The organism is Neisseria sp. 23W00296 (assembly GCF_044772855.1).
Classification (GTDB): Bacteria; Pseudomonadota; Gammaproteobacteria; order Burkholderiales; family Neisseriaceae; genus Neisseria.
In genome coordinates, this window is the sequence record NZ_CP173024.1 from 1 (window position 1) to 13,640 (window position 13,640).

The 13,640-nt window shown below is 59.7% G+C and carries 12 protein-coding genes and 1 pseudogene; 11 read left to right on the top strand and 2 right to left on the bottom strand.

Annotation, left to right across the window (positions count from 1 at the left end; translation table 11 throughout):
* The first annotated feature begins 36 nt into the window (after positions 1–36).
* From dnaA to ACG2K1_RS00030, 6 genes are all read left to right on the top strand, one after another.
* Positions 37–1,587 (top strand): chromosomal replication initiator protein DnaA, encoded by a 1,551-nt coding sequence (dnaA, locus tag ACG2K1_RS00005; RefSeq protein WP_395429426.1) that lies wholly within the window; start codon positions 37–39, stop codon positions 1,585–1,587.
* A gap of 199 nt (positions 1,588–1,786) precedes the next feature.
* Positions 1,787–2,890 carry a DNA polymerase III subunit beta gene (gene dnaN, locus ACG2K1_RS00010; RefSeq protein ID WP_009427521.1) on the top strand — a complete coding sequence of 368 codons (1,104 nt, stop codon included), beginning with the start codon at positions 1,787–1,789 and terminating at the stop codon, positions 2,888–2,890.
* 89 nt (positions 2,891–2,979) lie between these two features.
* Entirely contained in the window at positions 2,980–3,204 is a 225-nt protein-coding gene (locus ACG2K1_RS00015; RefSeq protein ID WP_395429419.1) for an exodeoxyribonuclease VII small subunit, read from the top strand.
* Positions 3,194–4,087, top strand: coding sequence for a polyprenyl synthetase family protein (locus tag ACG2K1_RS00020; protein WP_395429420.1), 894 nt, complete (start codon positions 3,194–3,196; stop codon positions 4,085–4,087). Before ACG2K1_RS00015 ends, ACG2K1_RS00020 begins: the two co-directional genes overlap by 11 nt.
* Positions 4,088–4,328: 241 nt before the next feature.
* The gene (locus tag ACG2K1_RS00025) at positions 4,329–5,180 is read left to right on the top strand and encodes an energy transducer TonB (protein ID WP_395429421.1); all 852 of its coding nucleotides are present in this window, start codon (positions 4,329–4,331) and stop codon (positions 5,178–5,180) included.
* A 175-nt stretch (positions 5,181–5,355) separates the two neighbouring features.
* A complete protein-coding gene (locus tag ACG2K1_RS00030) occupies positions 5,356–7,032 on the top strand; it encodes a formate--tetrahydrofolate ligase (protein WP_395429422.1) in 1,677 nt (558 codons plus the stop codon).
* 61 nt (positions 7,033–7,093) lie between these two features.
* Here the strand turns inward: ACG2K1_RS00030 and ACG2K1_RS00035 are convergent, their stop codons facing one another.
* Positions 7,094–7,399 (bottom strand): hypothetical protein, encoded by a 306-nt coding sequence (locus tag ACG2K1_RS00035; protein ID WP_009424855.1) that lies wholly within the window; start codon positions 7,397–7,399, stop codon positions 7,094–7,096.
* A gap of 93 nt (positions 7,400–7,492) precedes the next feature.
* On the opposite strand from ACG2K1_RS00035, the gene metE reads away from it, so the two are divergent.
* Together metE and ACG2K1_RS00045 are read left to right on the top strand one after the other, a co-directional pair.
* Positions 7,493–9,775, top strand: a complete 2,283-nt coding sequence (metE, locus tag ACG2K1_RS00040; RefSeq protein WP_395429423.1) for a 5-methyltetrahydropteroyltriglutamate--homocysteine S-methyltransferase — start codon at positions 7,493–7,495, stop codon at positions 9,773–9,775.
* 104 nt (positions 9,776–9,879) lie between these two features.
* The gene (locus tag ACG2K1_RS00045) at positions 9,880–10,113 is read left to right on the top strand and encodes a hypothetical protein (protein WP_395429424.1); all 234 of its coding nucleotides are present in this window, start codon (positions 9,880–9,882) and stop codon (positions 10,111–10,113) included.
* On the opposite strand, the pseudogene ACG2K1_RS00050 reads toward ACG2K1_RS00045, so the two are convergent.
* Positions 10,110–10,957, bottom strand: a pseudogene (locus tag ACG2K1_RS00050) (IS630 family transposase). The gene ACG2K1_RS00045 and the pseudogene ACG2K1_RS00050 sit on opposite strands and share 4 nt — an antisense overlap.
* Positions 10,958–11,131: 174 nt before the next feature.
* On the opposite strand from ACG2K1_RS00050, the gene ACG2K1_RS00055 reads away from it, so the two are divergent.
* The 3 genes from ACG2K1_RS00055 (at position 11,132) to ACG2K1_RS00065 (ending at position 13,623) form a co-directional block, all read left to right on the top strand.
* Complete coding sequence (locus ACG2K1_RS00055) at positions 11,132–11,935, top strand: hypothetical protein (protein ID WP_395429614.1); 804 nt, start codon at positions 11,132–11,134, stop codon at positions 11,933–11,935.
* A gap of 249 nt (positions 11,936–12,184) precedes the next feature.
* Positions 12,185–12,916, top strand: coding sequence for a TIGR00730 family Rossman fold protein (locus ACG2K1_RS00060; RefSeq protein WP_036495411.1), 732 nt, complete (start codon positions 12,185–12,187; stop codon positions 12,914–12,916).
* Between the two features lie 56 nt (positions 12,917–12,972).
* Positions 12,973–13,623 (top strand): HAD-IA family hydrolase, encoded by a 651-nt coding sequence (locus ACG2K1_RS00065; protein WP_094030870.1) that lies wholly within the window; start codon positions 12,973–12,975, stop codon positions 13,621–13,623.
* Positions 13,624–13,640 lie beyond the last annotated feature (17 nt).

Here is a 13,640-nt window from a genome sequence, read left to right on the forward strand (position 1 = left end):
ATGATTTTCCGACGGTTTTTTCTTTTTATGAACACCATGACGCCCGCCGAGTTTTGGCCGCTTTGCCTGCGCCGCCTGCACGAAACGCTGACCGCGCAGCAGTTTGACACGTGGATCGCGCCGCTGACCGTGGGCGAAGAGGACGGCGCGTGGGTGGTCTACGGCAAAAACCAGTTTGCCGTCAATATGCTGAAAACCCAATTTGCCGCCGCGTTCGAGGCCGTGCGCGCCGAGCTTGCGCCCGAGCAGCCGCCGCTGGTGTTCAAAGCGGGATGCGGCGCGTCTTATCCGATGGCGGCATCAGAGGAGAGGCCGTCTGAAAACGGAAACGGCACAAGCGCCGCGCCGCAGGCACAAGAGACGCCCGTTTCCCAATCCGATACGGCCGCAGCCGCCAAAGTGCAGGCCAAGCCCGCCGCCAAACAGAGCGCGCAGGACATTTTGGCCGAACGTCTGAAAAACCTACCCGCCAAACCTGCGGCGGCTGCGGGCATACAAGATGCCGCGCCTGCGCCCTCGTCGGCTAAACCTGCCGCGGCCGAAACGCCGCGCGAAACGACGAATGCCCAGTCCAACCTGTCGGCCGAATACACCTTCGACACGCTGGTGGAAGGCAAGGGCAACCGCATCGCCGCCGCCGCCGCCCGCAACATCGCCGAAAATCCCGGCCAGGGCTACAACCCCTTCTTTCTCTACGGCAGCACCGGCCTGGGCAAAACCCACCTTGTGCAGGCCGTCGGCAACGAACTGCTGAAAAACAATCCCAAGGCCAAAGTGCGCTACATGCACGCCGACGAATACATCCGCAGCCTGATGAGCGCCTTCCGCAGCAACAACTACGACACCTTCAAACAGCAATACCGCCAATACGACCTGCTCATCATCGACGACATCCAGTTCATCAAGGGCAAAGACCGCACGATGGAAGAATTCTTCTATCTGTACAACCACTTCCACACCGAAAAAAAACAGCTCATCCTTACCTGCGACGTGCTGCCGACCAAAATCGAAGATATGGACGACCGCCTCAAATCGCGCTTTTCCTGGGGTTTGACGCTGGAACTCGAACCGCCCGAATTTGAAATGCGCGTTGCCATTTTGCAGAAAAAGGCCGAAGCCTCGGGCGTGACCCTGCGCGAAGACGCCGCCTTTTTCATCGCCAAACACATCCGTTCCAACGTGCGCGAACTCGAAGGCGCGTTCAAGCGCGTCGAAGCCAGCAGCCGTTTTCAGAAAAAACCCATCGACATCGACCTGGCCGCCGAAGCCTTGCAGGACATCGTCGCCAGCGCCTACAAAGTCATTACCGCCGAGCTGATACTCGACACCGTCGCCAAACACTACCGCGTCAAAATCAGCGAGCTGCTCGGCAAAAAGCGCACGCGCAACATCGCCCGCCCGCGCCAGGTGGCCATGAGTCTTACCAAAGACCTCACCAACCTCAGCCTGCCCGCTATCGGCGACGCTTTCGGCGGCCGCGACCACACCACCGTCATGCACGGCATCAAAGCCGTTGCCAAGCTGCGGCAGGAAGACCCCGAGCTGGCGCAGGACTACGAAAAACTGCTGATACTGATACAGAACTGAGCTTTCAGACGGCCTCTTAATATAGTGAGCCAACACGAAAATCTACGGCGTTGCTGCGCCTTGCCGTACTACTTGTACTGTCTGCGGCTTGCTGCCTTGTATCTTTCCGTGTTGCTTCACTATATTAGAGTTATTAACATTAAAGGCCGTCTGAAAAACAAAAATCCGCCTTTTCTCTTAAATCAAATAAGGAAAACCCATGCTGATACTGCAAGCCGACCGCGACAGCCTGCTCAAACCCCTGCAGGCCGTCACCGGCATCGTCGAACGCCGCCACACCCTGCCCATCCTCTCCAACGTTTTACTCGAAAGCGCGCACGGCCAGACCAACATCCTCGCCACCGACCTCGAAATCCAAATCAACACCGCCGGCCCCGAAAGCGAAGCCGGCGATTTCCGCATCACCACCAACGCCAAAAAACTGCAAGACATCCTGCGCGCCCTGCCCGAAGGCGCGCAAGTCGCCCTCGATTGGGCGCAAAACCGCCTCACCCTCAAAGCGGGCAAATCCCGTTTCGCCCTGCAAACCCTGCCCGCCGAAGACTTCCCTCTGATGAGCGTCGGCGAAGAAGTCAGCTCCGCCTTCTCCCTGCCGCAGGAAACCCTCAAAACCATGCTCGCCCAAGTGCAGTACAGCATGGCCGTGCAGGACATCCGCTACTACCTCAACGGCCTTTTGATGCAGACCGAAGGCAGCCAGCTGCGCCTCGTCGCCACCGACGGCCACCGCCTCGCCTACTCCGCCGCCGCCATCGAAGCCGACCTGCCCAAAGCCGAAGTCATCCTGCCGCGCAAAACCGTGCTCGAACTCTTCAAACTGCTCAACCGCCCCGAAGAGCAGGTCAGCGTCGAGCTGCTCGGCAACCAGGTGCGCTTCCGCTGCAACGATTCCGTCATCGTCAGCAAAGTCGTCGACGGCAAATTCCCCGACTTCAACCGCGTCATTCCGCTCGACAACGACAAAATCTTCGTCCTCAACCGCGCCAACCTGCTCGGTGCCTTGGAGCGCGCCGCCATCCTTGCCAACGAAAAATTCAGAGGCGCCCGCCTGCACCTGCAACCCGGCCTGCTGAGCGTCGTGTGCAGCAACAACGAACAGGAAGAAGCGCGCGAAGAACTCGAAATCGCCTATCAGGGCGGCGAACTCGAAGCCGGCTTCAACATCAACTACCTGATGGACATCCTGCGCAACGTCCACGCCGAAGACATCCAGCTTGCCTTCGGCGACGCCAACCGCTCCACCCTGTTCACCATCCCCAACAACCCCAACTTCAAATATATCGTCATGCCCATGCGCATTTAGAGCATATCGAGCACCGTCAGGCCGTCTGAACCCTTGATACGGAGGTTTCAGACGGCCTCTTCCCATCCGATCCGTCCCCAAATACCGCCATGAAAAAAGCCCCCAAATCCTTCGAAGAGGCCATGAAACGCCTCGAAACCCTCACCGAAGCCATGCAAAACGCCGACATGCCCCTCGAAGACGCCCTTGCCGCCTATCAGGAAGGCAGCGCCCTCGTCAAATACTGCCAAGACAAACTCGCCGAAGTCGAACAAAAACTGCACATCCTCGATTCAGACGGCCTCATCAAGGAATTCGCCCCCGATGGACAATAGCGACCTCAAACACTGGCAGGCACAGGCACAGGCGCAAACCGAGCTGCTGCTGCAAAGCCTGATGCCGTCTGAAAACCAAGTCCCGCAGGATTTGCACCAAGCCATGCGCTACGCCGCCCTCGGCGGCGGCAAACGCCTGCGCCCCCTGCTCGTACTCGCCGCCTCGCAGCTCGGACAGGCCGATCCCGACGCCGTCGGACACGCCATGGCCGCCGTCGAACTCATCCACGTCTACTCCCTCGTCCACGACGACATGCCCGCCATGGACAACGACAGCCTGCGGCGCGGCAAACCCACCTGCCACATCCGCTACGGCGAAGCCGCCGCCCTGCTCGCGGGCGACGCCCTGCAAACCCTCGCCTTCGACATCCTCGCCCGCCCCACAGATCTGCCGCCCGCGCGCCAGCTCAAAATGCTCTCCGTCCTCGCCCGCGCCGGCGGCAGCCTCGGCATGGCGGGCGGACAGGCCGTCGACCTCGCCAACGTCGGCAAACCCCTGGCTCAGGCGCAGCTCGAACAAATGCACAGCCTGAAAACAGGCGCACTCATCCGCGCCGCCGCCGCCCTCGGCGGCCTCGCCTGCTCCGACATCGACGACACCGCCCTGCAACACATCGACCGCTACGCCGAACGCCTCGGCCTCGCCTTCCAAGTCATCGACGACGTGCTCGACTGCGAAGCCGACACCGCCACCCTCGGCAAAACCGCCGGCAAAGACGCCGAACAAAACAAACCCACCTACGTTTCCCTGATGGGACTCGCCGCCGCCCGCCGCTACGCCGAAAGCCTCACCGCCGAAGCCGCCGCCGCCCTCGAACCCTTCGGCAAACGCGCCGAACGCCTGCGCCAGCTCGCGCAATTCGTCACCGCACGCAAAAAGTGAACGGCCGGCTAGGGGCTGTTTGCATTTGGTTTGTGAAGCGGATTTTGCGTCAGAAAGCGGCAGGTGCAAGGCGAAAATACGATCCTATGCCGTCCATAGGCGAGTATTTTCAACGCGGCAGATGCCGTTTTATGGCGTAAAAGCCGCCGCAATACCAAATGCAAACAGCTCCTAAGGCCGTCTGAATCCTGTTTTACGGTTTTCAGACGGCCAACCCTTTCCCGCCACAACAAATGCGGGAATGATGTTTCCGAAACCGTTTTTCAGAAACGTCATCCCGCATTTATGCCCCGAAGGGGTACAGGCGGGAACGGCCTTCCACTACACAGGCCGTCTGAGAAAACTGTTCTCCGTAACCAAAGAAAGCAAAAACACCATGTCCCGCCCCCTGATTCTATTGTCCGCCGCCCTGCTGCTGGCCGCGCCTGCCGTCCAAGCTGCGCCGAAAGCGGAGAAAGCGGCGAAAAAAACGCCCGCCGCAGCGGCAGGCCGCCAAGATGCCGAAGAAACCGTCCTCCTGCCGCCCGTATTCCGCGATGCCGAAACCGACAAGACGGGCTTTCCGCAAACCGGCCGCGCCATCTGGCGGCTGCATGCCGACGCCAACGGCAAAGTCGTCCGCCGCGAACAGGAAACAGACCGCGCCGTTGCCAAACAGGCGGCGGCTATCGGCAATCTGCCGCAGGAATTTCCGCCGCGCGAACGCTGCGGAGAGCGGCAAAGCCAAAGCGGCGCAAGCGAAACCGTCTGCCGCAAAGTGCCGTTTACCGTGGTGCAGGAAGCGTATTTCGTGATTCCGCAAAATCTTGCCGCAGACAAAACGCAGTTTGCCGAGGCCGTGCAGACCGTGCTGCCCCGCCCCGTCTATCCTCCCCTGTCGATGGAAAACGGAGAAGAAGGCACAAGCGTCGTGCGCGCCGCCGTCGCCCCCGACGGCAGGGCTTACGGCGCACATACGGAAAAATCATCCGGCCATCGGCTGCTCGACCGCTTCGCCGTCAAAGGCATGGATGCCGCCCGCTTCCAACCCGCCCGCTACCGTGGCAAACCCGTCTGGCAGGCGGTGGTCGCGCCAATCGCGTTCAGGTTGTGAGCAGTAATCAAAATGCCGCCGCAAAGGCCGTCCCCGATCGGGAACGGCCTTTGCATGAATCCCGCTTGATCGCCGCAGCAATATTTTTCAGCCGCGCCGAGTGCCCCTTTCAGACGGCCTCCCTTATAATCCGCCCGACTGCAACCCCTTGTCCCATCTTGAAAAGGAAACCCCCATGAGTTTCAAAACCGACGCCCAAATCGCCCGCGAAGCCGACATGCGCCCCATCCGCGAAATCGCCGCCAAACTCGGCATCGGCGAAGAGCAGCTTGAGCCCTACGGCCATTACAAAGCCAAAATCACCCCCGCCGACGCGTTCAGGCTACCCAATAAAAACGGCCGCCTGATTCTGGTTACCGCCATCAACCCCACCCCCGCCGGCGAAGGCAAAACCACCGTCACCATCGGCCTGGCCGACGCGCTCAACCGCATCGGCAAACAGGCCGCCGTCGCCATCCGCGAGCCATCGCTCGGCCCCGTGTTCGGCATCAAAGGCGGCGCGGCGGGGGGCGGCTACGCGCAAATGCTGCCGATGGAAGACATCAACCTGCACTTCACCGGCGATTTCCACGCCATCGGCGCGGCCAACAACCTGTTGGCCGCGATGATCGACAACCACATCTACCAAGGCAACGCGCTCAATATCGACCCCAAACGCGTGCTGTGGCGCCGCGCCGTCGATATGAACGACCGCCAGCTGCGCAACATCGTCAGCGGCAACGGCAAGCCCACCGACGGCGTGCTGCGCCCCGACGGCTTCGACATCACCGTCGCCAGCGAAGTGATGGCCGTGTTCTGCCTGGCCCGCGACCTGGCCGATTTGAAAGAGCGGCTCGGCAATATGCTCGTCGCCTACGCCAAAGACGGCAGCCCCGTTTTCGCCCGCGACCTGAACGCCCAAGGCGCGATGGCCGCCCTGCTCAAAGACGCGCTCAAACCCAATCTGGTGCAGACCATCGGCGGCACGCCCGCCTTCGTCCACGGCGGCCCCTTCGCTAATATCGCCCACGGCTGCAACTCGGTAACCGCCACCCGCCTTGCCCTGCATCTGGCCGACTACGCCGTTACCGAAGCCGGCTTCGGCGCCGATTTGGGCGCGGAAAAATTCTGTGACATCAAATGCCGCCTTTCCGGTCTCAAACCCGACGCCGCCGTGGTCGTCGCCACCGTGCGCGCACTCAAATACAACGGCGGCGTGGCCAAAGAAGAGCTGGGCGCGGAAAACCTCGAAGCCCTGCAACGCGGCCTGCCCAACCTGCTCAAACACATCGCCAACCTCAAAACCGTCTTCGGCCTGCCCGTGGTCGTCGCCATCAACCGCTTCGTTTCCGACACCGACGCCGAACTCGCCCTGATTCAGACGGCCTGTGCCGAACACGGCGTGGAAGTATCGCTGGCCGAAGTGTGGGGCAAAGGCGGCGAAGGCGGCGCGGACTTGGCGCGCAAAGTCGTTTCCGCCATCGAAAACCAGCCCAACAATTTCGCCTACGCCTATGATGTCAACAACAGCATCCCCGACAAGCTGCGCGCCATCGCGCAAAAAATCTACGGCGCGGCCGATGTAGACTTCAGTGCCGAAGCACGCGCGGAAATCGCGTCTTTGGAAAAACTGGGCTTGGACAAACTGCCTGTGTGCGTGGCGAAAACGCAATATTCGTTCAGCGACAACGCCAAACTTCTGGGCTGTCCGAGCGGCTTCACCATCACCGTCCGCAGCCTGACCCTGTCTGCCGGCGCGGGCTTCATCGTCGCCGTCTGCGGCAGCATCATGAAAATGCCCGGCCTGCCCAAAGTGCCCTCGGCCGAGAAGATTGATGTGGATGAAAACGGCAATATTACGGGGCTGTTTTAAACAGAGATAAGCTCGCCCTGCGGCAAGAGGCCGTCTGAAAAAACCTGCTTCGCAGGTTTTTTCAGACGGCCTCAACCATTTCAGGCAACAGCATTTGCTGTCTGAAATACCGTTTGTCGGATAAAAACATCGCTTGATAAAAAATATTGACAAATAAAATTTGCACAAAATCCGTTATGCGTGCATAATCCGCGGCCACATCGACAGCGGATTTTGCAGCGGCACCAAGCCGCCGTTGCGGGAAATCTTTTGTTTTTGTGTATTCTCTCTGTTTTCGAGCCCCCGTTACGGGGGCGTTTTTTTGCCCTGCGTTCCGCCTTTGCCGCAGTCGCGCCGTCAAACGGCCTGCGCCATTAAATTCATTCATGTAAAATCCGAAAATAACTCGTTTGCCTGCCGCCGAGCAAAGGCGCAAGATGCGAGCATCACCGTTTTCCCATTTTCCCCAAGGAGACCATCCATGACCACATTCCACCTCTCCGGCTACCCGCGCATCGGTGCCAAACGCGAGCTGAAATTCGCCGTCGAAGCCTTTTGGAAAGGCGCCAAATCCGAAGCCGAGCTGCGCGAAACCGCCGCCGAAATCCGCCGTCTGAACTGGGCGGCGCAGAAAGCCGCAGGCGCGGATCTTGTGCCCGTCGGCGATTTTTCTTTCTACGACCATGTGCTCGACACCCTGTGCACGCTGGGCGCGATTCCCAAACGCTTCGGCTTCGACGCCGCCAAACTGACGCTGCCGGAATACTTCCAGCTGGCGCGCGGCAACGCCACCCAGTTTGCGATGGAAATGACCAAATGGTTTGACACCAACTACCACTACATCGTTCCCGAATGGCACGCCGACACCGAGTTTTCCGTGAACGTCGCCAACCTGATTGCCCAGATTCAGGAAGCCAAAGCGCAAGGCCACGACATCAAGCCGACGCTGGTCGGCCCGCTGACCCTGCTGTGGCTGGGCAAGAAAAAAGAAGAGTTCGGCTGCCGCGTCAAAACCCTGCTGCCCAAACTGCTGCCCGCCTACGCGCAACTCTTGCGCGAGCTGGCCGCCGCCGGTGCCGACTGGGTGCAGATTGACGAGCCGATTCTCGCCGCCGACGCGCCGCAAGCCTATCTCGACGCCTTCGCCGGCGTGTATCAGGAGCTGGCCAACACCGGCGTGCGCATCATCATCGGCACTTATTTCGCTTCCGTCGCCGAACATCTCGAGCTGCTCAAATCCCTGCCGGTACACGGCGTGCACATCGACTGCGTACGCGCCCCCGAGCAGCTGGCCGTGTTTTCCCAAGGCTGGCCGCAAAACAAAGTGCTGTCCGTCGGTCTGATCGACGGTCGCAACGTATGGCGTGCCAACCTGAACAAAGTCATCGACACGCTCAAACCCGTTCAGGAAAAATTCGCCAATAATCTGTGGATTTCCCCCAGCTGCTCGCTGCTGCACAGCCCGCAGGACTTGGCGGTTGAAGAAAAACTCGACGCCGAAATCAAATCGTGGATGGCCTTTGCCGCACAGAAACTGGTCGAACTGGGCACTGTCAAACGCGCACTGGAAAACGGCAAAGACAGCGTGAAAGACGCACTGGCCGCTTCCGATGCCGCCGCCGCCGACCGCGCCACCAACAAAAAAATCCACAATCCCGCCGTACAAGAGCGAGTAGGCAGCCTGAAAGCAGGCGAAGACCAACGCAAATCGCCCTTCCCCGCACGCATCAAAGCGCAACAGGAATGGATGAAACTGCCGCTGTTGCCCACCACCACCATCGGTTCGTTCCCGCAAACCGCCGAAATCCGTCAGGCGCGCGCCGCCTTCAAAAAAGGCGAACTCTCCGCCGCCGACTACGACGCCGCGATGAAAAAAGAAATCGCCTACTGCGTCGAAGTGCAGGAAAAACTGGAAATCGACGTACCCGTCCACGGCGAAGCCGAGCGCAACGACATGGTCGAATACTTCGGCGAGCAGTTGGCCGGCTACTGCTTCACCCAGTTCGGCTGGGTGCAGAGCTACGGCAGCCGCTGCGTCAAACCGCCCGTTATCTTCGGCGACGTCTCCCGCCCCGCGCCGATGACCGTTTACTGGTCGTCCTACGCGCAAACCCTGACCAAACGCCCGATGAAAGGCATGCTCACCGGCCCGGTTACCATGTTCAAATGGTCGTTTGTGCGCGACGACATCCCACTGTCGGTCGTCGCCAAACAAATCGCCCTAGCGCTGAACGACGAAGTGCTGGACTTGGAAAAAGCCGGCATCAAAGTCATCCAGATTGACGAGCCCGCCATCCGCGAAGCCATGCCGCTGAAAAAAGCGCAATGGGAGGAATACCTCGCCTGGGCCTGCGAAGCCTTCCGCCTGTCCAGCACCGGCGCCGAAGACAGCACCCAGATCCACACCCATATGTGCTACTCCGAGTTCAACGATATCCTGCCCGCGATTGCTTCGATGGACGCCGACGTCATCACCATCGAAACCTCGCGCTCCGATATGGAACTTCTGACCGCATTCGGCGACTTCAAATACCCCAACGACATCGGCCCGGGTGTGTACGACATCCACAGCCCGCGCGTGCCGACCGAAGGCGAAGTCGAACACCTGCTGCGCAAAGCGATGGAAGTCGTGCCCGTCGAGCGCCTGTGGGTCAACCCCGACTGCGGCCTGAAAACCCGCGGCTGGACGGAAACGCTGCAACAGCTCGAAGTGATGATGGCCGTAACCAAAAAACTGCGCGGCGAGTTGGACAACAAACGCTAAACGCAGCCCAAGCCGGACAAAGGCCGTCTGAAAACCCCGAAAAAGGTTTTCAGACGGCCTTTTCGGCAAAGCGCCCGCCGCAAGCGATACACCGAGAAAACACCATGAGAAAAACATCCTTATCCCTTCTGTGCGCCGCCCTGCTGCCGCTCGTTGCCGCCTGCGGCAGCCGCAGAGAAAGCGCCGACCCGCCCGCATCCGCGCCGCAGCCCGTCCAAACCGCATCTGCCGCCGAGGGCAAAGCCGCAGGACAAAGCGTTGCCGACAATCCGCGTTACACGCGCAATCTCAACCATCCCTTTGTCAGCCCGCTCGACATCCTCTTCATCTATAGTTAAACAAAATAAAAAATATCCAACAAAGCCTGCTCAAAAGACAAACAGCCGGACATCACTTCCCCCAGATGCCGTTTGATATTCGCCCACACCTTTTCTATCGGGTTCAACTCAGGCGAATATGGCGGCAGCGGCAGAATGATATGTCCCTCCCTCTGCGCCATTTCACGCAGTACCGTCATCCTGTGAAAACGGGCGTTATCCATAATAATGACCGAAGGCTCTTTAAGTTCCTTCAACAGAAACTGCCCAAACCACGCTTCAAACAAGCTGCTTTCCATCGTGCCTTTGTAAACCATCGGCGCAATCAGTTTCCCATCCGCACGGGCGGCAACCAATGACATTCTTTCATAGCGTTTGCCGGAAATCCGCGCTTTGACAATCTGTCCCCTCAAGGCATAGGCATACGGGCGGTAATAGAAAGTATCAAAACCCGTTTCATCCAAGTAAACCTTTGGCATTTCCGAATATTGTTCCAGCTGTTTTCGGTAGCCGGTTACTTTTTGGAGGTCTTGTTCTTTGTAGACGGTTGTCTTTTTTTACGCGTGATCTTGAGTGTTTTGAGCAGGTAGCCGACATTGGATGCGGTGCAGCCCAAGTGCTGTGCTATTTCGTATTGATAGGCATCGGGATGTTCTGCCACATAGCGGCGCAGTTCTTCTTTGTCGATACGTTCCGAATTGCCGCCTTTGGTGCGGTGTTGCAGCGAACCTGTTTCCTTTTTGAGGGCAATCCATTGGTAAAGGGTTCGGTTGGTAATGCGGAAGGTGCGTGCGGTTTGGCTGATGTTGCCGTGCTGTTCGTAGTGGTCTAATGCTTTTTGACGGAAATCGATAGAGTAGGCCATAAAACGGGAACGGGTAAGGTGTGGAGTTAAGGGAGAGAATTATATACTTTTTGTTTTGTTTAACTATATTTCGATACCGATCCCAAAGCCGCAACCGATCCTTCTATTCTGAAAAAAGCCGAAGACAAAAGCCGCGAGCTGGTCGACGAATACCGGCGCACGGGCAAAATCGCCTTGGACGGGCCTGACTACGGCAACCCCGCCGCGCTGGCCGAATTCCGCATCCGCCTCGGCGCGCAGGCCGATTTGGGCTATTCGATTTTCGGCGTCGGCAGAGTCTCCTTCCAAACCGACGAAACGGGGCGCGTGCTCACCGCCGAGCGCGACATCAGCGACGCCGAAGGCTATACGCGGCTGAAATACAGCTATTGGAACGGGCAGCCGTTCAGCCTTGCCCTGCAATATGCCGGCGCCGACAAACAGGAAGGCATCCAAACCTTCATCTATGTCAACCGCCAATGGCTGCCGCTGCGCCCCGAAACACCCCTGCCCGCGGCCTACCGCAACTGCGCCGCCTGCACCGACGAAGCGCACGCACTGCTGGCGGAAAAAGAAAAACTCGCCAACGGCGAATCGCCCGAACAAGCCGCTTTGGCGCACGCAACGGCGGCAGCCAAGCGCAATATCGGCCTGATCGACAAACGCGACCTGCCCGAGCTGATGATAGAAGGTGCAACGAAAAACAGCCTCACCCTCGGCACGACGAAGAAGGGCGTCCCGAAAAACTCTATTACAGCTTCGGCGACAGCCGCCGCGTCCACAGCTACCAGTTCTATTTCCGCGACGGCAGCCCCGTGTCCGCCGAAGCCTCGACGATTTTCTACCGCCCTGACGGCAGCATCGACACCGGCAAAACGGGCTACGAACAGAAAATCCTCTTTGCCGCCGACGGCAGCTTTGAGAAAAACGACACCGCCAACCCGCCGCCCGAGCGCCCGATTAGCGCCAAAAGCTGGCGGGAAGAGACGCAGCGCATGATCCGTCTGGCCGGACAATACCGCTGAACGGCAAGGCAACGAGGCCGTCTGAAAGCCACGAATCGGGTTTTAACTTCGTTGCAGCTTCGCTTTCAGACGGCCTTTTGCCCACCGAACACAAGCGCCCGCACCATACGGGATGCACAGAGGACGTCTGAAAACAATCAGGCGCTTTCAGACGGCCTCCGATATTGCCCGCCGCACCGAAACCGTTTATAACCGCCCGCGTCCACAACCAAAGGAAACACCCATGCCCCTGCGCGACAAACTGCCCGACCCCATGCTGCCCGAAAACACCCGCCGCGACATCCAATCGCGCGAGAGCTACCACCTCTTGAAAATCATGTCCGAATTTCTCGAAGCGGGCGAAGAGCTGCGCGCCGTGCAGCCCGCCGTCAGCATCTACGGCAGCGCCCGCATCCCCCCCGAACACCCCGACTACCTCTTGGCCGAACAAATCGCCCGCATCCTGTCCGACGCAGGGTTTTCCGTTATCTCGGGCGGCGGCCCCGGCATCATGGAAGCCGCCAACAAAGGCGCGTTTGCCGGACGCAGCCCCGCCGTCGGCCTCAACATCCTCCTGCCGCACGAACAGCACGCCAACCCCTATCAGGACCTGTCCGTCACCTTCCGCCATTTTTTCCCGCGCAAAGTCATGTTCGTCAAACACGCCGTCGCCTACGTCGTCATGCCCGGCGGCTTCGGCACGCTCGACGAACTCTTCGAAAGCCTCACCCTCGTGCAGACCGGCAAAACGCCGCACCGCCCCATCATCCTCGTCGGCCGCAGCTTCTGGCAGGGTTTGGCCGACTGGATGGAAGATCAGCTCGCCGGACGCGGCCTGATCGCCCCGAGCGACATGGAACTTTTCGAAATCCTCGACGACGCCCAAGCCGTGGCCGAACGCATCTTCCGCCACTACGAAAACTGCACCGACGGCTTCTGCATCAACGCCAAAGCCGATTGGGGGCTGGGCTTGTAAACAGAGCCGCCGCAACAAAAAAAGCCGCTTTCAGACGGCCTTCAAAGGAGAAAACCATGCAGCCCAAACTCATCATCTTCGACTGGGACGGCACACTGGCCGACACCACCGGCCCCATCATCGAAACCGTACGGCAGTCGTTTTACGAATGCGGCCTCGCCAAACCTCCTGCCGACCGCATCCGCAACCTCATCGGCCACTCCCTCGCCCAAATGATGCACCTGCTTGCCCCCGATGCCGACGCGCACAAACACGAAGAACTCGTCGAAACCTACGCCGCCCGCTACCTGCACCCCGACAACCGCCAAATGCGCCTCTTCCCCGATGCCCTGCCCGCCCTCGACACCCTCAAAGCACGCGGCTTTTGGCTCGCCGTCGCCACCGGCAAAGGACGCAGCGGCCTCGACCTTGCCATCGCCCAAACCCGCACCGCAGACTACTGGCTCGCCACCGCCACCGCTAGCGAATACCCCTCCAAACCCGCACCCGACATGGTGCTCGAAATCTGCGGCGAACTCGGCCTGATGCCGTCTGAAAGCCTCGTCGTCGGTGACACCGCCTACGACCTCGAAATGGCCGCAAACGCAGGCGCGCGCGGCGTCGGCCTCACCACCGGCGCACACGATGCCGAAACCTTGCGCGGCGCCCCGAATATCGGTATCTTGCCCCGACTGGCCGAACTGCCCGCCCTAATCGCAAGCCTCTGAGGCCGTCTGAAACACCC

Coding starts and splice junctions, on each gene's coding strand:
- dnaA (WP_395429426.1), top strand. CDS start 37: ATGACGCCCGCCGAGTTTTGGCCGCTTTGCCTGCGCCGCCTGCACGAA.
- dnaN (WP_009427521.1), top strand. CDS start 1,787: ATGCTGATACTGCAAGCCGACCGCGACAGCCTGCTCAAACCCCTGCAG.
- ACG2K1_RS00015 (WP_395429419.1), top strand. CDS start 2,980: ATGAAAAAAGCCCCCAAATCCTTCGAAGAGGCCATGAAACGCCTCGAA.
- ACG2K1_RS00020 (WP_395429420.1), top strand. CDS start 3,194: ATGGACAATAGCGACCTCAAACACTGGCAGGCACAGGCACAGGCGCAA.
- ACG2K1_RS00025 (WP_395429421.1), top strand. CDS start 4,329: ATGATGTTTCCGAAACCGTTTTTCAGAAACGTCATCCCGCATTTATGC.
- ACG2K1_RS00030 (WP_395429422.1), top strand. CDS start 5,356: ATGAGTTTCAAAACCGACGCCCAAATCGCCCGCGAAGCCGACATGCGC.
- ACG2K1_RS00035 (WP_009424855.1), bottom strand. CDS start 7,399: ATGAATGAATTTAATGGCGCAGGCCGTTTGACGGCGCGACTGCGGCAA.
- metE (WP_395429423.1), top strand. CDS start 7,493: ATGACCACATTCCACCTCTCCGGCTACCCGCGCATCGGTGCCAAACGC.
- ACG2K1_RS00045 (WP_395429424.1), top strand. CDS start 9,880: ATGAGAAAAACATCCTTATCCCTTCTGTGCGCCGCCCTGCTGCCGCTC.
- ACG2K1_RS00060 (WP_036495411.1), top strand. CDS start 12,185: ATGCCCCTGCGCGACAAACTGCCCGACCCCATGCTGCCCGAAAACACC.
- ACG2K1_RS00065 (WP_094030870.1), top strand. CDS start 12,973: ATGCAGCCCAAACTCATCATCTTCGACTGGGACGGCACACTGGCCGAC.